Annotated in this window: 22 protein-coding genes and 1 tRNA gene; 1 reads left to right on the top strand and 22 read right to left on the bottom strand. The window is 68.0% G+C overall.

Going from position 1 to position 22,787, the window contains the following annotated elements:
* Positions 1–17 precede the first annotated feature (17 nt).
* Genes JI746_RS04655 through JI746_RS04640 form a run of 4 tightly spaced genes read right to left on the bottom strand, consistent with a single transcriptional unit; the run spans position 18 to position 3,662 of the window.
* Positions 18–944, bottom strand: a complete 927-nt coding sequence (locus tag JI746_RS04655) for a hypothetical protein (protein ID WP_201687620.1) — start codon at positions 942–944, stop codon at positions 18–20.
* Positions 944–1,801 (bottom strand): glycoside hydrolase family 16 protein, encoded by an 858-nt coding sequence (locus JI746_RS04650; protein ID WP_201687619.1) that lies wholly within the window; start codon positions 1,799–1,801, stop codon positions 944–946. Before JI746_RS04650 ends, JI746_RS04655 begins: the two co-directional genes overlap by 1 nt.
* 15 nt (positions 1,802–1,816) lie before the next feature.
* On the bottom strand, positions 1,817–3,016 hold the full coding sequence (locus tag JI746_RS04645; protein WP_201687618.1) for a PP2C family protein-serine/threonine phosphatase: 1,200 nt from the start codon (positions 3,014–3,016) through the stop codon (positions 1,817–1,819).
* A 49-nt stretch (positions 3,017–3,065) separates the two neighbouring features.
* Positions 3,066–3,662, bottom strand: coding sequence for a hypothetical protein (locus tag JI746_RS04640; RefSeq protein WP_201687617.1), 597 nt, complete (start codon positions 3,660–3,662; stop codon positions 3,066–3,068).
* Positions 3,663–3,755: 93 nt separating this feature from the next.
* Here JI746_RS04640 and JI746_RS04635 point away from each other — a divergent pair, with 93 nt between their 5' ends.
* Positions 3,756–5,531 (top strand): ABC transporter transmembrane domain-containing protein, encoded by a 1,776-nt coding sequence (locus tag JI746_RS04635; RefSeq protein WP_201687616.1) that lies wholly within the window; start codon positions 3,756–3,758, stop codon positions 5,529–5,531.
* Here JI746_RS04635 and JI746_RS04630 read toward each other — a convergent pair.
* The 18 genes from JI746_RS04630 to JI746_RS04545 all read right to left on the bottom strand — a co-directional run bounded on the left by JI746_RS04630 (position 5,521) and on the right by JI746_RS04545 (position 22,775).
* Entirely contained in the window at positions 5,521–6,666 is a 1,146-nt protein-coding gene (locus tag JI746_RS04630) for a 2OG-Fe(II) oxygenase (protein WP_236599559.1), read from the bottom strand. The two genes, JI746_RS04635 and JI746_RS04630, sit on opposite strands and share 11 nt — an antisense overlap.
* A 71-nt stretch (positions 6,667–6,737) precedes the next feature.
* Entirely contained in the window at positions 6,738–7,181 is a 444-nt protein-coding gene (locus JI746_RS04625) for a DUF1178 family protein (RefSeq protein WP_201687615.1), read from the bottom strand.
* Entirely contained in the window at positions 7,178–7,777 is a 600-nt protein-coding gene (locus JI746_RS04620; RefSeq protein WP_201687614.1) for an NUDIX domain-containing protein, read from the bottom strand. Before JI746_RS04620 ends, JI746_RS04625 begins: the two co-directional genes overlap by 4 nt.
* Before the next feature lie 75 nt (positions 7,778–7,852).
* Positions 7,853–9,340: an NADH-quinone oxidoreductase subunit NuoN gene (gene nuoN, locus JI746_RS04615; RefSeq protein WP_201687613.1), complete on the bottom strand. Its 1,488-nt coding sequence runs from the start codon at positions 9,338–9,340 to the stop codon at positions 7,853–7,855.
* A gap of 19 nt (positions 9,341–9,359) precedes the next feature.
* On the bottom strand, positions 9,360–10,832 hold the full coding sequence (locus tag JI746_RS04610) for an NADH-quinone oxidoreductase subunit M (RefSeq protein WP_201687612.1): 1,473 nt from the start codon (positions 10,830–10,832) through the stop codon (positions 9,360–9,362).
* Between the two features lie 22 nt (positions 10,833–10,854).
* Entirely contained in the window at positions 10,855–12,951 is a 2,097-nt protein-coding gene (gene nuoL / locus JI746_RS04605) for an NADH-quinone oxidoreductase subunit L (protein WP_201687611.1), read from the bottom strand.
* Positions 12,952–13,036: 85 nt separating this feature from the next.
* Entirely contained in the window at positions 13,037–13,345 is a 309-nt protein-coding gene (gene nuoK, locus JI746_RS04600) for an NADH-quinone oxidoreductase subunit NuoK (protein WP_201687610.1), read from the bottom strand.
* A complete protein-coding gene (locus JI746_RS04595; protein ID WP_201687609.1) occupies positions 13,342–14,013 on the bottom strand; it encodes an NADH-quinone oxidoreductase subunit J in 672 nt (223 codons plus the stop codon). The genes nuoK and JI746_RS04595 overlap by 4 nt, the downstream gene beginning before the upstream one ends.
* A gap of 22 nt (positions 14,014–14,035) precedes the next feature.
* Positions 14,036–14,563, bottom strand: a complete 528-nt coding sequence (gene nuoI / locus JI746_RS04590; RefSeq protein WP_201687608.1) for an NADH-quinone oxidoreductase subunit NuoI — start codon at positions 14,561–14,563, stop codon at positions 14,036–14,038.
* Between the two features lie 7 nt (positions 14,564–14,570).
* The gene (nuoH, locus tag JI746_RS04585; RefSeq protein ID WP_201687607.1) at positions 14,571–15,662 is read right to left on the bottom strand and encodes an NADH-quinone oxidoreductase subunit NuoH; all 1,092 of its coding nucleotides are present in this window, start codon (positions 15,660–15,662) and stop codon (positions 14,571–14,573) included.
* Positions 15,659–17,830, bottom strand: coding sequence for an NADH-quinone oxidoreductase subunit NuoG (gene nuoG, locus JI746_RS04580; RefSeq protein ID WP_201687606.1), 2,172 nt, complete (start codon positions 17,828–17,830; stop codon positions 15,659–15,661). Before nuoG ends, nuoH begins: the two co-directional genes overlap by 4 nt.
* Before the next feature lie 4 nt (positions 17,831–17,834).
* Positions 17,835–19,223: an NADH-quinone oxidoreductase subunit NuoF gene (gene nuoF / locus JI746_RS04575; protein ID WP_236599558.1), complete on the bottom strand. Its 1,389-nt coding sequence runs from the start codon at positions 19,221–19,223 to the stop codon at positions 17,835–17,837.
* Positions 19,220–19,711 carry an NADH-quinone oxidoreductase subunit NuoE gene (gene nuoE, locus JI746_RS04570; RefSeq protein WP_201687605.1) on the bottom strand — a complete coding sequence of 164 codons (492 nt, stop codon included), beginning with the start codon at positions 19,709–19,711 and terminating at the stop codon, positions 19,220–19,222. The genes nuoF and nuoE overlap by 4 nt, the downstream gene beginning before the upstream one ends.
* Positions 19,708–20,961: an NADH-quinone oxidoreductase subunit D gene (locus JI746_RS04565; RefSeq protein ID WP_201687604.1), complete on the bottom strand. Its 1,254-nt coding sequence runs from the start codon at positions 20,959–20,961 to the stop codon at positions 19,708–19,710. The genes nuoE and JI746_RS04565 overlap by 4 nt, the downstream gene beginning before the upstream one ends.
* 138 nt (positions 20,962–21,099) lie before the next feature.
* Positions 21,100–21,711 carry an NADH-quinone oxidoreductase subunit C gene (locus JI746_RS04560; protein WP_201687771.1) on the bottom strand — a complete coding sequence of 204 codons (612 nt, stop codon included), beginning with the start codon at positions 21,709–21,711 and terminating at the stop codon, positions 21,100–21,102.
* A 17-nt stretch (positions 21,712–21,728) separates the two neighbouring features.
* Positions 21,729–22,208, bottom strand: coding sequence for a NuoB/complex I 20 kDa subunit family protein (locus tag JI746_RS04555; RefSeq protein WP_201687603.1), 480 nt, complete (start codon positions 22,206–22,208; stop codon positions 21,729–21,731).
* Between the two features lie 52 nt (positions 22,209–22,260).
* Entirely contained in the window at positions 22,261–22,632 is a 372-nt protein-coding gene (locus JI746_RS04550; protein ID WP_201687770.1) for an NADH-quinone oxidoreductase subunit A, read from the bottom strand.
* Positions 22,633–22,690: 58 nt separating this feature from the next.
* Positions 22,691–22,775 (bottom strand) — tRNA-Leu (locus JI746_RS04545).
* Positions 22,776–22,787: the final 12 nt, after the last annotated feature.

Below are 22,787 nucleotides of genomic sequence, written 5' to 3'. Positions count from 1 at the left end.
GTGCGCTTGCTTCCGGCTCACCACGGGGTGCTCCACGAAACGGAGAGGCTGCCGCTGCGCAAGCGGCCCTCCCCCGGCGCGCGCGCGCGGCCGGGAAAGCGGTTGCCCGAGTAATTGTTGTACTGCACCGAGAGGCCCCGCTGGCCCGTGTAGCCGAAACCATAGGTGAAATCGGGGTCCCAGGGCTGCTGCTGCCCACCTTGCGGGTACGCGAACACGACCGCCTCGGCGTACCAGCCCTGCGGGCGCGTGTAGCGGCAGCCGAGCGACACCGACTTCTTGCGCCGGCCGACACCGCCTTCGTTGCGGGCGAAGCGCGGCATGAGATGCGCGCCCGCGCTGCAGTTCGCCTGGTCGCCGTCGCCGACCAGCAGCGCCGGCTCCAGCCGCGCCGGCAGGGCGAAGCGCCGCGCCAGCGTCCACTGCCCCTCCGGGAAGTTGAAGCGGTGCTCGCCGGCGGCTGCATCGGGATGCCAGCGCGTGCCGGTGTAGTTGGCGTAGAACAGGCTCCAGCTGCCCGGGTGCCAGTCGTCGTAGCCGAAGGCGTAGCTGAAGTCGGGATGCCAGGGCTGTTGCCGGTCGCCGCGCAGGTAGCGGTAGGCGGTGAGCTGGGCGAACCACCACGTATCGCGCAGCGGCTGCCAGCGCACTTGCGCCTGCAAGGTGGGCGACGACGCCGTGGTGGAGCCCTGCACGCCGCGGCCGGCGCCGGCCTTGCCACCCCGGCGCAGGGGCACGTCGAGCGCCAGGCGCAGCGTCAGCGCAGCCTCGGCCGCAGCGGCCGGCGGCGGCGCGTTCGGGCCGGCGGGGGTGTAGACCGGATCCACCTCGGCCGGCGGCGCCACGTAGACGCCGCCGCGTTGCTCCGTGATCACCGAGGGCGGCGGGTCCTGCGCCGCAGCGCTGCCGGCGAGGGCCACGACGACCAGCGGCAGCCCCCGCATCAGCGCCCCCACCTCGGCACTTGCGGCGACGGTTCGGACGCCGCGTGCGCGGCCTGCAGCGGCGGCGTGCTCGCCTCGCCGGCCCCGGGCTCCCAGCGCCAGATGCGGATCGAGGCGATGTCCAGGCGCGCCGGCAGGCGGCTGTCGTCGATCGCCCCGCCCCAGGTGCCGCCGAGGGCGAGGTTGATCCGCAGGCGCATCGGACGGCGCAGCGGGTCGATGCCGCCGCCGGCGGCACTGCGCGGGTCGAACTCCATCAGCGGCTGGCCGTCGAGCGAGACGGCGATGCGCTCGGGCGTCCATTCGAGCACGTGCGTGCGCCAGCTGCCTTCGAAGCCCGGCACGACGCGGCTCGCGTTGCGGTGCTGGCGCGTGTTCGGCGTGCGCCCGAAATGCACGCCGGCGAACACCGTGTCCGGGTGCTTGCCGACCGATTCATGGACGTCGATCTCGCCGTACTGGCCGGCGCTCTCGTGCAGCAGCCAGATCGCGGGCCACACGCCGGCGCCGCCCGGCGAGCGCGCCACGATCTCGAAGCGTCCGTAGAGGAACGCGGGCTGGCTGGCGATCGAGCCGGAGGTGTACTGCGCGTTCGCGGCCTTGCTGCGCCAGCCCCGCGCGCCCGGCCGGTGGGCGGCGTTGGGCACCTGCTCGCGCCGCGCCTCGATGCGCAGGAAGCCCGCTTCGACGCTCACGTTGGCCGGCGTGTAGTACTGGCTTTCCTGGTTGCGCAGCAAGCCGGTTTCAAGCGACCAGAAGGCGGGATCGAGCGTGCCCGTGCCGGCGAAATCGAACGCGTGCTGCAGCTTCCAGCCCGCCATGGCAGCGGACGCGGGCAGGAGCAGGAGTGCGGCCACGCCGATGCGCATCGTTCAACCGAGCTCCAGCGCGAGCAGGGTCACGTCGTCCTCGAAGCCCGCCTCGCCGCGCCAGGCGCGCAGCGCCGCGTGCACGCTCCCGCAGGTCCTCTCCAGCGGCGCGCCGGCCGCCGACGCGAGCACGTCGCGCAGGCGCTCCGTGCCGAAGGGCTCGCCGCCGGCATCGCGGCAGTCGGTCGCGCCGTCGGAATACAGCACCAGGCGGGCACCGGCGGCCAGTTGCAGGAGGGTGGCCTCGTGGCCCGGCTCCTCGAGCACGCCGACCGGCACGCCGCCGCTGCCGATGGCCTCGAAGGGCGCGCCGCGCACGGGCGAGAACAGCGCCGGCGGATGGCCGGCATGCACCAGGGCCGCCTGCAGGCTGCGCAGGTCGAGCAGGCCGAACAGCATGGTGACGAACAGGCTGCTCTCGCCCATCTGCAGGAAGCGGCGGTTGTATTCGGCCACGACGGCGGCAGCGGTCCGTGCCAGGTCGGCATGCGGCAGCGCCAGCGCCTGCGCCATGCGTTCCGCGCCGGCGCGCAGCTGGTGCTGGGCATGGAAGGCCATCATCGCGGCGGCCACGCCATGGCCCGCGACGTCGGCGAGATAGAAGCACAGGTGATGCTCACCGAGCGCGAAGTAGTCGAAGGTGTCGCCGCCCACGTAGCCGGAGGCCTCGAAGCGCCAGTCGAAGCGAACCGGCCCGAAGGCGCCCGGCGCGGGCAGGTGGCCCACCTGCAGCGTGCGCGCCAGCTCCAGGTCGCGCTGCAGCTGGCCGTAGGCGTCGGCGAGCTGCCCGTTGCGGCGCGCGAGCCCCGCTTCCAGCGAGAGCACGCGCTCGGCGGCGCGCAGGCGGGCGCCCAGCTCCGGCAGGTTCGGCGGCTTGGCGATGAAATCGTCGACTCCCGCCTCCATTGCCGCGACCAGCGACTGCTGCTCGTTCGAGGCGGTGAGCATGATGGTGTAGACGTAGGGCTCGGTGGCCAGCGCGCGCACGGCCCGGCACAGGGCCAGGCCGTCCATGCGGGGCATGTTGCGATCGGTCACCACCAGGTTGATGCCGCCGGCGCGCACGCGCGCGAGCGCGGCCTCGCCGTCGGGGCAGTGCTCGACGCCGTAGCCGCGGCCCTGGAGGAAGCGGGTGAGCAGCAGCAGCACGACGGGGTCGTCGTCGACCACCAGCGCGCGGATCCTGGGGGGCGGCTCGCTCATGGGCCGCGATGCTGCCACAGACCGGGCAGGCCGGGGCTCGGACGCTGCCTCAGTCCTCGCCCATGTGCAGCCACTCGTCCTCGCGCATGGACTGCATGAAGGCCATCACGGATTCGAGCATGCCGGCGCGCTCGGCCCATTCGATGTGCTCGCGAAAGCACAGGCGCTTGGTGAGCGCGGGCGTCACGTCCCACGCGGGGCCGGTGGCGGGGGCGGGCGGGAGGTACTGGCCGCGCGCCGTCTTGCGGGGTGGCAGCATGGCGAAGAACTCCGTCCAGCGCACCGGGCGCGGGCAGACGCGGTTGTTCCGGCGCGCCACCAGCATGGCCGTGTCGAGCGTGAACAGCGCCTCCCTGGGTCGCCGCACCGGCAGGAGGGGCAAGCGATCGGCCGGCACGGTACTGGCCCAGGCGCGTTCGCCGGGGCCCAGGGTGGCGGGCAGCTCCCGGTGGCCGGGCGGCAGGGTCATCGGCGCCGTCGGGGCGAACTTCTGTTCGTGCTGCTTCGAAACCTCGTTCCACAGGGCCCAGGCGGAGTCGCCGTCGCTCGCGATCGCCTCGGCGGCCGGAATGGGGTCGGCGGCATGCCACGGCTGGTCGAGATCGACCCCCTTGCGCGGGGGAACCTTGGGAACGGAGGGAGTCATCACGTCGCGTACTGTAGCCGCCGCCGGGGCACCCCCTTCCGTGCCCGTCAGCCAGATTAAGGCCCTGCCCGGGCTGCTGGCTACACTGCCGCGATGCCCGATGCTGCCGCGGCCAAGCCCCGCTCTCCGCGCTCCCTGTCGGGCCTGCTGCCCTTCCTGCGGCCCTACCGCGGCCGCCTGGCGCTCGCCGGCCTGTTCCTGCTGCTGGCCGCCGGCGCGATGCTGGTGTTCCCGGTGGCCTTGCGCACGATGATCGACCGCGGCCTGAACAACGACCCCGGCACGCGCATCGTGGCGCTGCGCGAGCACTTCCTGCTGCTCTTTGCCGTCGCGGTGGGCCTGGGCGTGTTCTCCGCCGCCCGCTTCTTCCTCGTGAGCTGGATCGGCGAGCGCGTCACGGCGGACCTGCGCAACGCCGTCTACGCCCACGTGCTGCAGCAAAGCCCGGCCTTCTTCGAGAGCACCCAGACCGGCGAGGTGCTGTCGCGCCTGACGACCGACACGACGCTGGTCCAGACGGTGGTGGGATCGTCCTTCTCCCTGGGGCTGCGCAACCTGGTGATGGGCGTCGGCGCGCTGGCGATGCTGGTGGTGACGCATCCGCGCGTGATGGCCCTGGTGCTGCTCGTCGTCCTGCTGGTGGTGTTGCCGGCCATGCTGTTCGGCCGCCGCGTGCGCCGGCTGTCGCGGGCGAGCCAGGACCGCGTGGCCGATTCCAGCGCGATCGCCGCCGAAGTGTTGAACGCGATTCCCGTGGTGCAGAGCCACGCCGCGGAGCAGCGCGAGGCGCTGCGCTTCGCCGCGGCGACCGAAAACGCCTTCCAGACCGGCATCCGGCGCACCCGCGCCCGCGCCGCGCTGGTGGCCTTCGTGATCATCGCCAACGCGGGGCTGATGCTGTGGGGCCTGTACCAGGGCACGCAGGCCGTGCTGCGCGGCGAACTCACCGCCGGCCAGCTCGGGCAGGCCGCCTTCTACGTGGCGATCTTCGCTGGCGCCGTGGCGGTGCTGGGCGAGGTCTATGGCGAACTGCTGCGCGCCGCCGGCGCGACCGAGCGGCTGATGGAACTGCTGGCGAGCCGCTCGCCGGTGGTGTCGCCGCCGCAGCCGGTGGCCCCCCCGGTGCCGGCCGGGGGCAGCGCGGTGCGGCTGGACAGCGTGCGCTTCCACTACCCGTCGCGGCCGCAGACGGCGGCGCTGGCGGACTTCGCGCTGGCGGTCGCACCCGGCGAGACCGTGGCCCTGGTCGGCCCCAGCGGCGCCGGCAAGACGACGGTGTTCCAGTTGCTGCTGCGCTTCTACGACCCGCAGCAGGGCAGCGTCGCCATCGACGGCACCCCGGTGCAGGACTGGCAGCTGCAGGCGCTGCGCGCACGCATCGCGCTGGTGCCGCAGGAGCCCGTGATCTTTTCCGCATCGGCCCTGGAGAACATCCGCTACGGCCGGCCCCAGGCCAGCAACGAGGAAGTGCATGCCGCGGCGCAGGCGGCCTTCGCCGACGGCTTCCTGCGGGCGCTGCCGGAGGGCTACGCCACCTTCCTCGGCGAGCGAGGGGTGCGCCTTTCCGGCGGGCAGCGCCAGCGCATCGCGATCGCGCGGGCGATCCTGAAGGACCCGCCGCTGCTCCTGCTGGACGAGGCGACCAGCGCACTGGACGCCGAGAGCGAGCGCATGGTGCAGGCCGCCCTCGCCAGCGCGATGCGGGGCCGCACGACGCTGGTCATCGCCCACCGCCTGGCGACCGTGCAACAGGCCGACCGCATCGTGGTCCTGGACCACGGCCACATCGTCGAATCAGGAACGCACGAGCAGTTGCTGGAGGCGCAGGGCATGTATGCGCGGCTGGCGGCGCTGCAGTTCATGACCTGAGCAAGGCCGGCGCGGTGCCGACCTCGGGCGCGAGATAGGCACTGTTGCGCTCCCGCACGACCGCCGCCTCCTCGTCGTACAGGAACGGCAGGAAGGCATAGCGGCGGCCCCGCCGCACCGGGCTGACGGTGTGCAGCAGCGCGCCGGCGAACACGATGGCGCAGCCGGCCGGCACCTTGTAGCTGCGCGGCCCGTATTCCGGGAAGCCGAGCTCCCCGCCCTCGAAGTCGTCGTTCAGGTTGACCGACAGGGCGAAGCGGCGATGGGCGGTGCCGCGGGTCGAGTTGTCGCGGTGCGGCGCGAAGTGCCCGCCGGATTCGGCGTCGTAGCAGCCCACCAGGTAGCGCTCCATGCGGGTGGCCTCGAAGCAGTGCACCTTCTGGATCACCGGCAGCACCTTCTGCTGCACGCGCTGCTGCAGCAGCCGGCGCAAGGCCTCGTCCTCGATCGTGTGGTCGCTGCGCCGCTTGTGGCCGGGGTCGTGCATCGCGACCGTCATCCCGTTCACCTCGCGCATGAAGCCGGAGGGCTTGCCGCCGGCCGTGTCGTAGCACTCGATCAGCTGCGCGCACAGCGCCGGCTCCAGCACGTCCGGCACGATGATGACGGGCGCGTGCATCTCCAGCCCGCCGTAGTGCGAGACCGGCGGCTGCGCGGCCAGCAGCTCGCGCAGCGCCCGGCGATCGCTGCCGTCGCGCCGGAACGGCAGGACGGCCTTGACCTGCAGCCCGGGGTTCAGCACCACCCACATGCGGCGATAGCGTTCCGACGGCGCGCCCTCGGACCGCGGGCCCTGCGGCAGCGCGCCGTACAGGCGCGACACCGAGCCGTCGAAATCCAGGAAGTGGCGGATGCCGGGCAGCGACTCCACGCAGCGGCCCGAGGCGACGTCGGCCGGGTGGGTGGTGACGCCGAAGAAGGAGAAGCGCACGTCGTCGAACAGGGAGCGGTGCTCCTGGGCGAAGGCGAGGGCCGCCTGCCCGCCCGCATCCTGCGCGGACGCGAAGAAGCACAGGACGATGTAGCGCCCCCCGGCGGTGTCGAAAACGAACGACGGTTTGGCGGTGGTCCGCTGGCGGAACCACGGCGCGGGCTCGCCCGGTGCGAGCTGGCGGTAGCCGGATGCGTCCATCATCCCTCCCGGACGTGACTTCGGGCCCATTGTAGGGATGGACCCGGAAATCGCAACATCCGGTTACGCGGACGTCACTGCAGCGGCCCCTTCAGCCCTTTCGGGATGGGCAGCGGCAGCACCGAGATGCCCTCTTCCAGCAGCGCCTGCGTCTCTTCCTGGGAGGCCTGGCCGCGGATGCCGCGCTCCTCGGATTCGCCGTAGTGGATCTTGCGGGCTTCCTCGGCGAAGCGCTCGCCCACATCCTCGGTGTGGGCCATCACCTGCTGGACCAGCTGCATCCAGGCGGCCTGGAGCTGCGCGGTGGGCGCGGCCATCACTTCCTGCTTCGGAGCGGCCCGCGGCTCAGGCGCGCCGAGATTCAGGCGCGGTGCGCTGGGCAGCTTGCTCACCTGCGCGTCGCCGCACAGGGGGCATTCGACCAGCCCGCGCGCGAGCTGGTCCTGGAAATCGTCTTCGGACGCGAACCAGCCCTCGAAGCCATGGGCCTGCGAGCACCGGAGGTTGAGGACCTTCATGCCTGCGAAGGTAAGGGTTGCCAGTCGAGTTTCCAAGCCCCGGCCGTCACGTTCTGCACCCAGATCGCCGACGCCAGCGTCTTGGAATCCTGCACCCGGCCGTCGCGGCACCACTGCAGGAATTCCTCCGGGGTGGCGGCAATGACGTCCAGGAACTCGCCCTCGTCGAGTTGCGCGCCCCGGTGTTCCAGCCCGCGGGCGAACCAGATGTGGATCGCTTCGTCCGAATAGGCGACCGTCGGGTACATGGTGAAGGCGAAGGCCCACTCGCGCGCCACGTAGCCGGTCTCCTCCAGCAGTTCGCGCTGCGCGCAGGCCAGCGGCTCCTCGCCCGCATCGAGCTTGCCGGCCGGGATCTCGATCATCACCTTGGCCGTCGGGTGGCGGTATTGGCGCTCCAGCACCAGGCGGCCGTCGTCCAGCAGCGCGACGATCGCGACCGCGCCCGGGTGCAGCACGTATTCGCGGGTGGCCGAGCCGCCGTCCGGCAGCCGCACGGTTTCCCGCACGACGTGCAGGAAGTGCCCCTTGAGCAGTTCCTCGCGGGCCTGGGTGTGTTCTCGCAGGTGGATGTCTTCGTGCGGGTCGAGGGTCATGCTGCTTGCGATGGTACGGCTATCGCGGGACGCAGGGCAGCGAACGCTGCCTGCGTCGTTGCATCTAGGCAGGACTCAGGAGCCCAGCATCTTCACGATGGCCTGCGCGCACAGCGTCATCAGGCCGCCGGGCAGGATGCCCAGCACCAGCACCAGCGCCCCGTTGAGCGTGAGCACGATGCGCACGTCGGCGGGGGCCGCCACGGTCGTCGCGGTGATCGGCGCATCGAAGTACATCACCTTCACCACGCGGATGTAGTAGTAGGCGGCCACCAGCGACATCAGCACCGCGAACACCGCCAGGCTGATGTAGAACGTGCTGCCGGAAACGACCAGGGCCTGCAGCACCGACAGCTTGGCGTAGAAGCCCACCAGCGGCGGGATGCCGGCCAGCGAGAACAGGCAGATGGACATGATCGCGGCGTACAGCGGGCTGCGCTCGTTGAGGCCGGCGAGATCGGCGATCTCCTCGCTCTCGAAGCCTTCGCGCGCCAGCAGCAGGATGATGCCGACGGCCGCCAGGAAGGTCAGCACGTAGGTCACGATGTAGAACATCGACGAGCTGTAGGCGTTGCGCGCGAACACCGGGTCGCCGTTGATCACGCCGGACACCAGGCCCAGGATCACGAAACCCATCTGGCCGATGGTCGAATAGGCGAACAGGCGCTTCAGGTTGGTCTGCGCGATGGCCGCCAGGTTGCCGATGAACAGCGAGGCCACGGCCAGCACCACCAGCATCTGCTGCCAGTCGATCGCCAGCGGCAGCAGGCCTTCCACCAGCAGCCGGATCGCGATCGCGAAGGCGGCCAGTTCCGGCGCCGAGCCGATGATCAGCGTGATGGCGCTCGGGGCGCCCTGGTACACGTCCGGGATCCACATATGGAAGGGCGCGGCCCCTAGCTTGAACGCCAGGCCGGCGACGATGAACACCAGGCCGAACACCAGCACCTGGTGCTTGACCTGGCCGCTGCCGACGATCTTGAACACGGTGCCGATGTCCAGCGAACCGGTGGCGCCGTAGATCATCGACATGCCATAGAGCAGGAAGCCCGAGGCCATCGCGCCCAGCACGAAGTACTTCATCGCCGCTTCGGTCGCCACCACGTGGTCGCGGCGCAGCGCCACCAGCGCGTAGCTGGAAAGCGTGAGCAGTTCCAGGCCGAGGTAGATCAGCAGGAAGTTGTTGCCGGACATCATCACGAAGATGCCCAGCAGCGACAGCATGGCCAGGGTGAAGAACTCGCCGCCGCGCAGCATGTCGCGGTCGCCCGCGTACGGCCGGCCGTAGACCAGGCACACCATCATGGCGATCGTGGCGAAGCACTTGAGCCAGTTGGCCATCGAGTCGCTCACCACCATGCGGTTGAAGCCGTACACCGTGTCGCCCTGCGCCGCGAGGTCGCCGGTCATCCAGGCGACGACCGCCAGCGTCAGCATGGTGAGCACGTAGGTGAGGTTGCGCAGCCGGGTCTTGACGCCGAGGTCGACCAGCGCGATCACGCAGGCCATCACCAGCAGCAGGATCTCGGGCGCGATGACGGCGAGGCTCGTCGTGTTGTCCATAGTTGTTCTCGTCCGGCGTTCAGAGCTTGGAGACGGCGACGTGCTTCAGGAAGCCGGCGACCGACACGTTCATCACGTCGGTGAAGGGTTTCGGGTAGATGCCCATGTACAGCACCGCCAGGGCCAGCACGCCGAGCATCACGAACTCGCGCGCGTTGATGTCCTTCAGCACCTTGACGTGGTCGTTGCCGACCGGGCCGAAGTACACGCGCTTGACCATCCACAGCGTGTAGGCGGCGCCGAGGATCAGCGAGGTGGCGGCCAGCAGGGCGAGCCAGAAGTTGGCGCGGACCGCGGCCAGGATCACCATCCACTCGCCGACGAAACCGGCGGTGGCGGGCAGGCCGGCGTTGGCCATCGCGAACAGCACCGCCAGCGCGGCGAAGGTCGGCATCGTGTTGACCACGCCGCCGTAGTCGGCGATCTGGCGCGAGTGCACCCGGTCGTACAGCACGCCGATGCACAGGAACATGGCGGCCGAGACGAAGCCGTGCGAGATCATCATGACCAGGCCGCCGGACACGCCCAGGTCGTTGAAGATGAAGAAGCCCAGCGTGACGAAGCCCATGTGGGCGACCGACGAATAGGCCACCAGCTTCTTCATGTCCTGCTGCACCATCGCCACCAGGCCGACGTAGATCACGGCGATGAGCGACAGCGCGATGATCAGCCAGGCCCACTCGCGCGAGGCGTCCGGCGCGATCGGCATCGAGAAGCGCAGGAAGCCGTAGGCCCCCAGCTTCAGCATGATGGCGGCCAGCACCGCGGAGCCGCCGGTGGGCGCTTCCACGTGCACGTCGGGCAGCCAGGTGTGCACCGGGAACATCGGCACCTTGACGGCGAAGGCCGCGAAGAAGCCGAAGAAGAGGAGCGTCTGCGCGAGGCCGCTCAGGGGCAGCTTGTGCCAGGTGAGGATGTCGAAGCTGCCGCCGGACTTGGTGTACAGGTACACCATGGCGACCAGCATCAGCAGCGAGCCGAGCAGCGTGTAGAGGAAGAACTTGAAGGCCGCGTAGATCTTGTTGGGGCCGCCCCAGATGCCGATGATCAGGTACATCGGGATCAGCGTCGCCTCGAAGAAGACGTAGAACAGCACGGCGTCGAGCGCGCAGAACACGCCGATCATGAAGCCCGAGAGGATCAGGAAGGCGCCCATGTACTGGTTCACGCGCTCGGTGATCACTTCCCAGGCCGAGATCACGACGACGATCGTGATGAAGGCCGTCAGCAGGATGAACCACAGCGAGATGCCGTCGACGCCCAGGTGGTAGTTGACGTTGAAGCGGTCGATCCAGCCCGCCTTCTCCACGAACTGCATGTCGGCGGTCGTGGTGTTGAAGCGGCTGTACAGGGGCAGCGTCACCAGGAAGCTGACGATCGAGCCGATCAGCGCGATCCAGCGCACCATGCGCGCCTGGTCGTCGCGGCCGAGGGCCAGCAGGATGGCGCCGAAGACGATCGGCGTCCAGATCGCGAGGCTCAAGAGTCCCATTTGCATTTTGTTCTTCCCCGCCTTACTTCTTCAGCCACTCGCTGATCATGGGCCAGCTCACGAAGTACGTCATGAGCACGACCACCCCGATCAGCATCGCGAAGGCGTAGTGGTAGATGTAGCCGGATTGCACCCAGCGGATCACGCCGGCGAACCTCGAGACCAGGTGCGCGCTGCCGTTGACGAAGATGCCCTCGATCACGCCCTGGTCGCCGCCCTTCCACAGGCCGCGGCCGATGCCGCGGGCGGCGGGGGCCAGCACGTTCTCGTTGAACCAGTCCATGTAGTACTTGTTGTCCAGGATCCGGTAGACCGGCTGGAAACGCTTCTGGATGGCCGCCGGCAACGCCAGGTTCTTCAGGTACATGTACCAGGCCAGCACCACGCCGGCCAGCGCCAGCCAGAACACCGGAGAGGTCAGGCCGTGCAGCGCCATGGCGACGGGGCCGTGGAATTCCTTGGCCATCTCCTCCATGGCCGGGTGCCGCTCGAGGTTGACGAAGATCGAGTCCTTGAAGAAGTCGCCGTACAGCATGCCGCGGATGGTGAGGTAGCCGATCACCACCGAGGGGATGGCCAGCAGGATCAGCGGCACCGTCACCACCCAGGGCGACTCGTGGGGCTTGGCGTCGTGGCCGTGGCCGTGGTCGTCCTTCGCGTGGGCGTCGTGCACGGCGTGGCCCTGCACGTCGGGCTCTTCGTCCGAGTAGTGGTGCGCGTGCGCTTCCGGGTTCTGGTCGTAGCGCTCCTTGCCGTGGAACACCAGGAAGTACATGCGGAACGAGTAGAAGGCCGTGACGAACACGCCGGCCATCACCGCGAAGTAGGCGAAGCCGGAGCCGGGCAGCTTGGACAGGTGCACGGCCTCGATGATCGAGTCCTTGGAATAGAAGCCCGCGAACAGCGGCGTGCCGATCAGGGCCAGCGACCCGAGCAGCGAGGTGATCCAGGTGATCGGCATGTACTTGCGCACGTTGCCCATCCAGCGGATGTCCTGGTTGTGGTGCATGCCGATGATCACGGAGCCGGCGGCCAGGAACAGCAGCGCCTTGAAGAAGGCGTGCGTCATCAGGTGGAACACCGCGACCGAGTAGGCCGAAGCACCGAGGGCCACGGTCATGTACCCGAGCTGCGACAGCGTCGAATACGCCACCACGCGCTTGATGTCGTTCTGGATGATGCCCAGGAAGCCCATGAAGAGCGCCGTGATCGCGCCGATGGTCATCACGACCGACAGCGCCGTGTCGGACAGCTCGAACAGCGGCGACATGCGCGCCACCATGAAGATGCCGGCCGTCACCATGGTGGCGGCGTGGATCAGGGCGGAGATCGGGGTCGGGCCTTCCATCGAGTCGGGCAGCCAGACGTGCAGCGGGAACTGCGCGCTCTTGCCCATCGCGCCGATGAACAGGCAGATGCAGGTCACGGTGATCAGCTGCCACTCGGTGCCGTAGCCGAAGGGCGCGACCAGCTTCTGCGCGCCGGCGAAGGTCTCGCCGTAGTTCAGCGTGCCCAGGGTGGCCACGATCAGGCCGATGCCCAGGATGAAGCCGAAGTCGCCGACCCGGTTGACCAGGAAGGCCTTCAGGTTGGCGAAGATCGCCGTCGGCTTGGTGTACCAGAAGCCGATCAGCAGGTACGACACCAGGCCCACCGCCTCCCAGCCGAAGAACAGCTGCAGGAAGTTGTTGCTCATGACCAGCATGAGCATGGAGAACGTGAACAGCGAGATGTAGCCGAAGAAGCGGTTGTAGCCCTCGTCTTCCTCCATGTAGCCGATGGTGTAGATGTGCACCATCAGCGACACGAAGGTCACCACGCACATCATCATCGCCGTCAGGCCGTCGACGAGGAAGCCGACCTCCATCTTCAGCCCGCCCACCACCATCCATTCGTAGATGGTCTGGTTGAAGCGCGCCCCGTCCACGGCCACGCTCTTGAGCGTCATCGCGGAGATCACGAAGGCGATGAACACCCCCAGGATCGTGAGGGTGTGCGACAGTCGGCGTCCGATCAGGTTGCCGCCCAGCGTGGTGCCGAAGATGCCGGCGGCGACCGCACCGGCGAGCGGGGCGAGCGGGACGGCGAGCAGGGTCGCGGCGTTGAGAGTGGTACTCATCGTTTCTTTCCTATGCACGTGGCCATGCCATTGCGGCCCTCCCGCCGCAATCCATGGATGCCGGGTGATCCCCGGCCGGACATGCTCAGCCTTTCAGCTCGTTCAGTTCTTCGACGTTGAGGTTCGACTTGTTCCGGAACAGCAGCACCAGGATGGCCAGGCCGATCGCCGACTCCGCGGCGGCCACTGTCAGGATGAAGAACACGAACACCTGGCCGTGCATGTCGCCCAGGTAATTGGAGAACGCCACGAAGTTCATGTTGACCGCCAGCAGCATCAGCTCGATGGCCATCAGCAGCACGATCAGGTTGCGGCGGTTCAGGAAGATGCCCACCACGGAGAGCGCGAACAGGATCGCACCGAGCGTGAGGTAGTGTCCGAGGGTGATGGTCATGCCTTGCTCCCTTCGGGCACGACGGCCGCGGCCGCGGGCTCGGGTTGCGCCGGACGCGTCGGCGGCACCTTGATGATCTGCAGGCGGTCGCGCGCCTTGACGCGCACCTGCTGCGAGGGATCGATCGCCTTGCTGTCCTTGCGATGGCGCAGCGTCAGCGCGATGGCGGCGACGATAGCGACCAGCAGCAGCACCGCCGCGATCTCCAGCGGGTACAGGTACTCGGTGTACAGCAGGCGCCCGAGTTCCTTGGTGTTGGAGTACTGCACGCCGGCCTGCGCCGCGGCGACCGCGGCCGGCACGGCCCGCGGCTCCTCGGTCGGGCGGAAGCCGCCCATCAGCACCGCCGCCATCTCCAGCGCGATCAGCGCGCCGATGGTCGCGGCCAGGGGGAAGTGCTTCCAGAAGCCGGCCCGCAGTTCGTCGACGTTGACGTCCAGCATCATCACGACGAACAGGAACAGCACCATCACCGCGCCGACGTACACCAGCACGAGCGAGATGGCGAGGAACTCCGCCTTCAGCAGCAGCCACACGCCGGCGGCCTGGAAGAAGGTGAGCACCAGGAACAGCGCGGCATACACGGGGCTGCGCGCGGTGATGACCCGGAAGGCCGAGAAGATCAGCACCACCGAGAACAGGTAGAAGAGGCCCGTACGGACGTCCATGGTCTTGTTTTCCTCGCGTCCGTTAGCGGTACTTGGCGTCGGCCGCCTTGTTGGCCGCGATCTCCGCCTCGTAGCGGTCGCCCACGGCCAGCAGCATGTCCTTGGTGAAGTACAGGTCGCCGCGCTTTTCGCCGTGGTACTCCAGGATGTGCGTCTCGACGATCGAGTCCACCGGGCAGCTTTCCTCGCAGAAGCCGCAGAAGATGCACTTGGTCAGGTCGATGTCGTAGCGCGTCGTGCGGCGGGTGCCGTCGCCGCGCTGCTCGCTCTCGATGGTGATCGCCAGCGCGGGGCACACGGCCTCGCACAGCTTGCAGGCGATGCAGCGTTCCTCGCCGTTGTCGTAGCGGCGCAGCGCGTGCAGCCCGCGGAAGCGCGGCGACAGCGGCGTCTTCTCCTCCGGGAACTGGATGGTGATCTTGCGGGCGAAGAAGTACTTGCCCGTCACCTTCAGGCCCTTGAACAGTTCCAGCAGCATGAAGCTGCGCAGGAAGTCGCCGAGGGAGAAGGCGGACTCGCGCGGTGCCAGGGTGTCGGATGCAGCGGCCATGGCGGTCTTACTTTGCAAAGGCGAACGTGTTGTAGGGGGTCTGCATCCACGCGCCGATCACGATCAGCCAGACCAGCGTGACGGGGATGAAGATCTTCCAGCCCAGGCGCATGATCTGGTCGTAGCGGAAGCGCGGGAAGGTGGCGCGGATCCACAGGAACATCGTGACCATGATGAAGGACTTGATGCCCAGCCAGATCCAGCCCGGGATCCAGTTCAGCAGCGGCGCGTCGATGGGGGGCAGCCAGCCGCCCAGGAACATCACCACGGCCAGCACGGAGACGAGCCACATGTTGGCGTACTCCGCCAGGAAGAACATGGCGAAGGACATGCCCGAGTACTCGATCATGTGGCCGGCGACGATCTCCGACTCGCCTTCCACCACGTCGAACGGGTGGCGGTTGGTTTCGGCCAGGCCCGAGATGAAGTAGACGAAGAAGATCGGCAGCAGCGCGAACCAGTTCCACGACAGGAAGTTGATGCCGCGCGCGGCGAACCAGCCGTGGTCCTGCTGCAGCACGATGTCGGTCATGTTCAGGCTGCCCGTCACCATCAGCACCACGACGAAGCAGAAGCCCATCGCGATCTCGTAGCTCACCATCTGGGCCGAGGCGCGCAGCGCGCCCAGGAAGGCGTACTTCGAGTTGGACGCCCAGCCGGCGATGATCACGCCGTACACCTCGAGCGAGGTGATGCCCATGAGGAACAGCAGGCCGGCGTTGATGTTGGACACCGCGACCTCGGGGCCGAAGGGGATCACCGCCCACGCGGCCAGGGCCGGCATGATGGTCATGATCGGGCCGAGGTAGAACAGGCCCTTGTTGGCCACCGTCGGGAGGATGATCTCCTTCGTCAGCAGCTTCAGGGCGTCGGCGATGGGGGTCAGCAGGCCCAGCGGGCCGATGCGGTTGGGGCCCGGCCGGATCTGCGTGAAGCCGATGGCCTTGCGCTCCCACAGCGTGAGGTAGGCCACCGCGCCCATCAGGGGGGCGACCAGCACCACGATCTTGATCAGCGTCCAGAGGACCGGCCAGCCGGCCGCCGTCCACCAGGGTGCGCCGATCAGGCCGTTGCCGTAGCCGTAGATGGTATCGATCATGCCGTCACCTCCATCGCGCGCGCGTTCGGCTGCGCGACCTGCTGCTGCGCGACCGCCTGCTGCTGCCCCGCGAGGCCATCGGCGGTCAGCTGCAGCGAGGGCGCGCGGCGCACCACGCCATCGAGCTGGTAGATCGCCGCGGCGACCGGCCTGGCGTCGGTGTCGCCCAGCCAGGCGGCCTTGGCCGTCCTGTTCGACAGCAGGCTGCCCTGCACGAAGGCCTGCTCCGCGTCGGCCTTGCCGCGCGCCTCCTGCAGCACTTCCTGCGCCGAGTCGTAGTCGAAGCCCTGCAGGCCCAGCATGTTGGCCAGCACCCGCAGCACCTTCCAGGCCGGGCGCGTTTCCGCCAGCGGCTTGACCACGGCGTGGAAGCTCTGCACGCGGCCTTCGGCGTTGACGAAGGTGCCCGGCGTTTCGGTCCAGGGCGCGATCGGCAGCAGCACGTCGCTGATGTCCAGGTTGGCCTTGAAGGGCGACAGCGTGATCACCATGCTGCCCTGCCCGCCCAGCTTGCCGGCGCCGACGGCGGAGTCGAACGCCGGTTCGGTGTTCAGCAGGAACAGCGCCTTGCAGCCGCCTTCCAGCATCTGCTTCGCGTTCAGGCCGCCGTTGCCCGGCACGGCCTTCACGAGTTGCGCGCCGACGGTGTTGGCGGCTTCGGTCAGGTAGCCGACCGTGGCGCCGGTCATCTCGGCGATCCAGTTGGCCAGGGCCAGCAGCGAACTCGCCGCCGGATGGTGCGCGGCGGCATTCCCCAGCAGGATGGCCTTGCGCTCGCCCGAGAGCAGCGAGGCGGCGATCGCCTTCGCGGTATCCGTTGCATTGCCTTGCAGCGGCGCCTTGCTGCCCTTCTCGTCGCCGATCACGGTGGCGATATCGGACAGCGCCTGCACCCATTGGCCGGCGGGAACGATGGACTTGCCGGCCATCGCCATCGCCCAGTCGTCGTCGCGGTCATGCACGACGCTCACCTGGGCGCCGCTGCGCACCGCGGCGCGCACGCGCAGGGCGAACAGCGGATGGTCCTTGCGCAGGTTCGAGCCGATCACCAGCGCGCGTTGCAGCGTGGAGAGCGAGGCGATGCTCGTCCCGAGCCAGCGCACGCCTTCCTCGCTCGCGAACTCGGCGTGGCGCAGGCGGTGGTCGACGTTCTCGCTGCCCAGCGTGCGCACCAGCTTCTGCGCGAGGAACAGTTCCTCGACGGTGCTGTGCGGCGAGACCAGCGCGCCGATGGCACGGCCGCCGTGGTCCCGCTGGATCTCGGCGACGCCGCGCGCCACGTATTCCAGCGCGGTCTGCCAGTCGACCGTCTTCCACTCGCCGCCATGCTTGATCATGGGCGAGGTGAGGCGCTCGGGCGTGTTGAGCGCTTCGTAGGAGAAGCGGTCGCGGTCGGCGATCCAGCACTCGTTGACGTCGTTGTTCTCGAACGGCAGCACGCGCAGGACCTTGTTGTTCTTCACCTGCACGATCAGGTTCGCGCCGCTGGAGTCATGCGGGCTCACGCTCTTGCGGCGCGAGAGTTCCCACGGCCGCGCGCTGTAGCGGAACGGCTTGCTGGTGAGCGCGCCGACCGGGCACAGGTCGATCATGTTGCCGGAGACCTCGGAGTCCACCGTGTCGCCCAGCACCGTGGTGATCTCGCTGTGCTCGCCGCGGTTGACCATGCCCAGCTCCATCACGCCGGCGATTTCCTGGCCGAAGCGCACGCAGCGGGTGCAGTGGATGCAGCGGCTCATCTCCTCCATGGAGATCAGCGGGCCGACGTCCTTGTGCATGACGACGCGCTTTTCTTCCTCGTAGCGCGAGGCGCCGGGGCCGTAGCCCACGGCCAGGTCCTGCAGCTGGCATTCGCCGCCCTGGTCGCAGATCGGGCAGTCCAGCGGATGGTTGATCAGCAGGAACTCCATCACCGACTGCTGCGCCTTGAGCGCCTTGTCGCTGCGGGTGCGCACGATCATGCCGTTGGTGACGGGGGTGGCGCAGGCCGGCATCGGCTTGGGCGCCTTCTCCACGTCCACCAGGCACATGCGGCAGTTGGCCGCGATGGAGAGCTTCTTGTGGTAGCAGAAGTGGGGGATGTAGGTACCGGCCTTGTCGGCGGCATGCATGATCATGCTGCCTTCGGTGACCTCCACCTTCTGTCCGTCGAGTTCGATTTCGATCATGTGACTAAGCGCTCCGCGCTTCCGTTCTCACCCTCTCCCCCCCGGGGAGAGGGTCGGGGTGAGGGGCTTGGGCCTTCGCGGCGGCGGCGATCTTCGCCTCGAACTCGTGGCGGAAGTGCTTGATCATCGCGCGCACCGGCATCGCGGCGGCATCGCCCAGCGCGCAGATGGTGCGGCCCTGGATGTTGTCCGCCACGGAGTTCAGCAGGTCCAGGTCGCTCTGCTTGCCGTAGCCGTTCTGGATGCGGTCGATCACGCGCCACATCCAGCCCGTGCCTTCGCGGCAGGGCGTGCACTGGCCGCAGGACTCGTGCATGTAGAAGTACGACAGGCGCAGCAGGCTTTCGACCATGTCGCGCGTCTCGTCCATCACGATGACGGCACCGGAGCCGAGCATGGAGCCGGCCTTGGCGATGGAGTCGTAGTCCATCGTGCACTGCATCATGAGGTCGGCCGGCAGCACCGGGGCGGAGGAGCCGCCGGGGATCACCGCCTTGAGTTTCCTGCCGCCCTTGACGCCGCCGCACAGCTCCAGCAGCTTGCTGAAGGGCGTGCCCATGGGCACTTCGTAGTTGCCGGGGAGTTCGACGTCGCCCGAGACCGAGAAGATCTTCGTGCCGCCGTTGTTCGGCTTGCCGATGTCGAGGTAGGCCTGGCCGCCGTTGCGGATGATCCAGGGCACCGCGCCGAAGGTCTCGGTGTTGTTGATCGTGGTGGGCTTGCCGTACAGGCCGAAGCTGGCCGGGAACGGCGGCTTGAAGCGGGGCTGCCCCTTCTTGCCTTCCAGCGATTCCAGCAGCGCCGTTTCCTCGCCGCAGATGTAGGCGCCGAAGCCGTGGAACGCATGCAGCTGGAAGCTGAAGGGCGAACCGAGGATGTTGTTGCCCAGGTAGCCGGCCGCGCGCGCCTCTTCCAGCGCTTCCTCGAACCGGTCGTAGACCTGCATGATCTCGCCGTGGATGTAGTTGTAGCCCACGGTGATGCCCATCGCGTAGGCCGCGATGATCATCCCCTCGATCACGATGTGGGGGTTGTACATCAGGATGTCGCGGTCCTTGCAGGTCCCGGGCTCACCCTCGTCGGAGTTGCACACCAGGTACTTCTGCCCCGGGAACTGGCGGGGCATGAAGCTCCACTTCAGGCCCGTGGGGAAGCCGGCGCCGCCGCGGCCGCGCAGCGCGCTTTCCTTGACGGTGGCGATCACCTGGTCGGTCGTGAGGCCTTCGTCGAGGATCTTGCGCAGCGCCTTGTAGCCGTCGCGCGCCTCGTAGTCCTTCAGGCGCCAGTTGGTGCCGTCCAGGCCCTTGTAGATCTGCGGGTCGATGTGGCGGTTGTGGAAACAGGTCTGGACACCCGTCGCCATGAACTGCGAGAGGACCTGGTCGGCATTCATGCCACGCCCTCGGCTTTCCTGAGGCCGTCGATCAGCTGGTCCAGCTTGTCGGCCGTCATGAAGCTGCACATCGTGCGGTCGTTGACCAGCATCACCGGCGAGTCGGCGCAGGCGCCCAGGCATTCGCTCTGCTGGATCGTGAACAGGCCGTCGGGCGTCGTCTCGCCCATCTCGATGCCCAGGCGCTTTTCCAGGTGCTGGAGGGCCGCCAGGCCGTCGCGCAGCTGGCAAGGCAGGTTGGTGCAGACGTTCAGCTTGTACTTGCCCACCTTGTGCTGGTTGTACATGTTGTAGAACGTCGAGACCTCGTGCACCGCGATCGGGGGCATGCCCAGATAGTCGCCGATCTCGCGTTCGGCGTCGAGCGTGACGTGGCCCTGCTCCTGCTGCACGATGGCCAGGCAGGCCATGACGGCGGATTGCTTCTGGTCGGGCGGGTACTTGGCCACTTCGCGGGCGAAGCGGCTCCTGGTGTTCTCAGAAATCATCGGTCAATATCTCCGAACACGATGTCCATCGTGCCGATGATCGCCACGGCGTCGGCGATCATGTGGCCCTTGCCCATCTCGTCGAGGGCGGCCAGGTGCGGGAAGCCCGGCGGGCGGATCTTCAGGCGGTAGGGCTTGTTGGCACCGTCGCTCACGATGTAGATGCCGAACTCGCCCTTGGGGTGTTCCACCGCGGCGTACGCCTCGCCTTCCGGCACGCGGAAGCCTTCGGAGAACAGCTTGAAGTGGTGGATCAGTTCCTCCATGTTGGCCTTCATGGATTCGCGATCCGGCGGCGCCACCTTGTGGTTGTCCGTGATGACGGGGCCCGGGTTCGCCCTGAGCCACTGCACGCACTGCTGGATGATCCGGTTGGACTCGCGCAGCTCCTGCATGCGCACGAGGTAGCGGTCGTAGCAGTCGCCGGTGCGGCCGACGGGGATGTCGAACTCGAGCCGGTCGTACACCTCGTAGGGCTGCGACTTGCGCAGGTCCCAGGGGATGCCGGAGCCGCGCAGCATCGGGCCGGCGAAACCCAGGTTCAGGGCGCGCTCGGGCGTGACCACGCCGATGCCCACCGTGCGCTGCTTCCAGATGCGGTTCTCAGTCAGCAGCGTCTCGTATTCGTCGACGTAGCCCGGGAAGCGCTTCGTGAAGTCCTCGATGAAGTCCAGCAGCGTGCCGCTGCGGCCGTCGTTCAGGCGGTCGACGTCGCGCTGGTTGCGCACCTTGCTCGCCCGGTACTGGGGCATCGAATCCGGCAGGTCGCGGTACACGCCGCCCGGACGGAAGTAGGCCGCGTGCATGCGCGCGCCCGACACCGCCTCGTACATGTCGAACAGGTCTTCCCGTTCGCGGAAGCAGTAGATCAGGATGTTCATCGCGCCGCAGTCGAGGCCGTGCGCGCCGAGCCACAGGAGGTGGTTCAGCAGGCGCGTGATCTCGGAGAACATGACGCGGATGTACTGGGCGCGGATCGGCACGTCGATGCCGAGCAGCTTCTCGACGGCCAGGCAGTACGCGTGCTCGTTGGACATCATCGACATGTAGTCGAGACGGTCCATGTAGGGCAGCGCCTGGATGAAGGTCTTGGTTTCGGCGAGCTTCTCGGTGGCGCGGTGCAGCAGCCCGATGTGCGGGTCGGCGCGCTGGATCACTTCGCCATCGAGCTCGAGCACCAGCCGCAGCACGCCGTGCGCGGCCGGATGCTGCGGCCCGAAATTCAGGGTGTAGTTCTTGATTTCAGCCATGTCACTTACCGTCGCAGCAGGAGGCATTCAACGCAAAAGCCGCAAAAGGAAGACCAAGACCGCAGAAAACTTCCATGAGGATTTCGTTTCGCGGCTTTTGCGAGGCTTTCGCGGCTTTTGCGTTGAAGGATGTCCGCATCACTGCAGCCCCCCGTACTTCTCCTCGCGGATGATCCGGGGCGTGATCTCGCGCGGCTCGATGGTCACGGGCTGGTAGACCACGCGCTTGCGCTCGGGGTCGTAGCGCATCTCGACATGGCCGGAGACCGGGAAGTCCTTGCGGAAGGGATGGCCGATGAAGCCGTAGTCCGTCAGGATGCGGCGCAGGTCCGAGTGGCCCTCGAACACGATGCCGTACAGGTCGAAGGCCTCGCGCTCGAACCAGTTGGCCGCGCTCCACAGGTCGGTGACGGAGTCCACCACCGGCAGGTCGTCGTCGGGGCAGAACACGCGGATGCGCACGCGCTGGTTCAGGCTCACGGACAGCAGGTGCGAGGTGACCGCGTAGCGCAGTCCTTCCCACGAGCCCATGCCGTATTCGGAGTAGTCGACGCCGCACAGGTCCATCAGCTGCTCGAACCGGCAGCCGGGCGCGTCGCGCAGGATGCGCGCGGCCTCGTGGTAGTCCTTGGCGGCGACGACGACGGTGACTTCGCCGAGCCTGAGCGTCACGCTCCTGGCCCGCTCGCCCAGGGCGGCAACGACGGCGTCGCGCACGGTTTCGGGCGTGGGGCTCACGGTGGCCTGCATCATGGTGTGGCTTTCCTTCAGGCGCGGGCGATGGTCTGCGTGCGGCGGATCTTCTGCTGCAGCTGGATGATTCCGTACAGCAGCGCCTCGGCCGTCGGCGGGCAGCCCGGCACATAGACGTCCACCGGGACCACGCGGTCGCAGCCGCGCACCACCGAATAGCTGTAGTGGTAGTAGCCGCCGCCGTTGGCGCAGGAGCCCATCGAGATCACCCAGCGCGGCTCGGCCATCTGGTCGTACACGCGGCGCAGGGCCGGCGCCATCTTGTTGCACAGCGTGCCGGCCACGATCATCAGGTCGGACTGGCGCGGGCTCGGGCGGAACAGCATGCCGAAGCGGTCGATGTCGTAGCGCGCCGCACCGGCGTGCATCATCTCCACCGCGCAGCAGGCGAGGCCGAAGGTCATGGGCCACAGAGAGCCGGTCTTGGCCCAGTTGATGACCGTGTCCACGGTCGTGGTCACGACACCTTTTTCGAGGATGCCCTGGTTTGCCATAAAACTTTCTTGCTGGAGACGGAAGTGGGAGCGAAGCACGGAGCGCGGGGAATCACTCCCAGTCCAGCGCGCCCTTCTTCCATTCGTAGACGAAACCCACGACCAGGATCGACAGGAAAATCATCATGGCCCAGAAGCCCACGGGGCCAATTTCCCGCAACGCGACCGCCCACGGGAAGAGGAAGGCGATCTCGAGGTCGAACAGGATGAACAGGATGGCCACGAGGTAGTAGCGCACGTCGAACTTCATGCGCGCGTCCTCGAAGGCTTCGAAGCCGCACTCGTAGGGGGCGTTCTTCGCGGCGTCGGGCCGCTGCACGCCCATGCCCTTGGCGAACAACCAGCCCATGACCTGGGGAGCGATGCCGACACCGACGCCGACAAGGATGAACAGGAGGACAGGGAGGTACTGGTCGAGGTTCATCTTCGGCAAGGTCCGCGCTTTGTGCGCTGCCGGGTGCGTGCCCGGCAGGCTCTTATGTTGGTGCCGACGGCGAGACTCGAACTCGCACAGCTTTCGCCACTACCCCCTCAAGATAGCGTGTCTACCAATTTCACCACGTCGGCTGAAACTACACG

This window comes from Ramlibacter alkalitolerans (assembly GCF_016722765.1).
GTDB lineage: Bacteria > Pseudomonadota > Gammaproteobacteria > Burkholderiales > Burkholderiaceae_C > Ramlibacter > Ramlibacter alkalitolerans.
The sequence above is the reverse complement of the archived record's forward strand: the minus strand, read 5'-3'. Positions and strand labels throughout refer to the sequence as shown.

What these genes read in the sequence shown, in the direction of transcription:
- JI746_RS04655 (WP_201687620.1), bottom strand. Translation starts at nt 944, where the DNA reads ATGCGGGGGCTGCCGCTGGTCGTCGTGGCCCTCGCCGGCAGCGCTGCG.
- JI746_RS04645 (WP_201687618.1), bottom strand. Translation starts at nt 3,016, where the DNA reads ATGAGCGAGCCGCCCCCCAGGATCCGCGCGCTGGTGGTCGACGACGAC.
- JI746_RS04640 (WP_201687617.1), bottom strand. Translation starts at nt 3,662, where the DNA reads ATGACTCCCTCCGTTCCCAAGGTTCCCCCGCGCAAGGGGGTCGATCTC.
- JI746_RS04635 (WP_201687616.1), top strand. Translation starts at nt 3,756, where the DNA reads ATGCCCGATGCTGCCGCGGCCAAGCCCCGCTCTCCGCGCTCCCTGTCG.
- JI746_RS04630 (WP_236599559.1), bottom strand. Translation starts at nt 6,666, where the DNA reads ATGATGGACGCATCCGGCTACCGCCAGCTCGCACCGGGCGAGCCCGCG.
- JI746_RS04625 (WP_201687615.1), bottom strand. Translation starts at nt 7,181, where the DNA reads ATGAAGGTCCTCAACCTCCGGTGCTCGCAGGCCCATGGCTTCGAGGGC.
- JI746_RS04620 (WP_201687614.1), bottom strand. Translation starts at nt 7,777, where the DNA reads ATGACCCTCGACCCGCACGAAGACATCCACCTGCGAGAACACACCCAG.
- nuoN (WP_201687613.1), bottom strand. Translation starts at nt 9,340, where the DNA reads ATGGACAACACGACGAGCCTCGCCGTCATCGCGCCCGAGATCCTGCTG.
- JI746_RS04610 (WP_201687612.1), bottom strand. Translation starts at nt 10,832, where the DNA reads ATGGGACTCTTGAGCCTCGCGATCTGGACGCCGATCGTCTTCGGCGCC.
- nuoL (WP_201687611.1), bottom strand. Translation starts at nt 12,951, where the DNA reads ATGAGTACCACTCTCAACGCCGCGACCCTGCTCGCCGTCCCGCTCGCC.
- nuoK (WP_201687610.1), bottom strand. Translation starts at nt 13,345, where the DNA reads ATGACCATCACCCTCGGACACTACCTCACGCTCGGTGCGATCCTGTTC.
- JI746_RS04595 (WP_201687609.1), bottom strand. Translation starts at nt 14,013, where the DNA reads ATGGACGTCCGTACGGGCCTCTTCTACCTGTTCTCGGTGGTGCTGATC.
- nuoI (WP_201687608.1), bottom strand. Translation starts at nt 14,563, where the DNA reads ATGGCCGCTGCATCCGACACCCTGGCACCGCGCGAGTCCGCCTTCTCC.
- nuoH (WP_201687607.1), bottom strand. Translation starts at nt 15,662, where the DNA reads ATGATCGATACCATCTACGGCTACGGCAACGGCCTGATCGGCGCACCC.
- nuoG (WP_201687606.1), bottom strand. Translation starts at nt 17,830, where the DNA reads ATGATCGAAATCGAACTCGACGGACAGAAGGTGGAGGTCACCGAAGGC.
- nuoF (WP_236599558.1), bottom strand. Translation starts at nt 19,223, where the DNA reads ATGAATGCCGACCAGGTCCTCTCGCAGTTCATGGCGACGGGTGTCCAG.
- nuoE (WP_201687605.1), bottom strand. Translation starts at nt 19,711, where the DNA reads ATGATTTCTGAGAACACCAGGAGCCGCTTCGCCCGCGAAGTGGCCAAG.
- JI746_RS04565 (WP_201687604.1), bottom strand. Translation starts at nt 20,961, where the DNA reads ATGGCTGAAATCAAGAACTACACCCTGAATTTCGGGCCGCAGCATCCG.
- JI746_RS04560 (WP_201687771.1), bottom strand. Translation starts at nt 21,711, where the DNA reads ATGCAGGCCACCGTGAGCCCCACGCCCGAAACCGTGCGCGACGCCGTC.
- JI746_RS04555 (WP_201687603.1), bottom strand. Translation starts at nt 22,208, where the DNA reads ATGGCAAACCAGGGCATCCTCGAAAAAGGTGTCGTGACCACGACCGTG.
- JI746_RS04550 (WP_201687770.1), bottom strand. Translation starts at nt 22,632, where the DNA reads ATGAACCTCGACCAGTACCTCCCTGTCCTCCTGTTCATCCTTGTCGGC.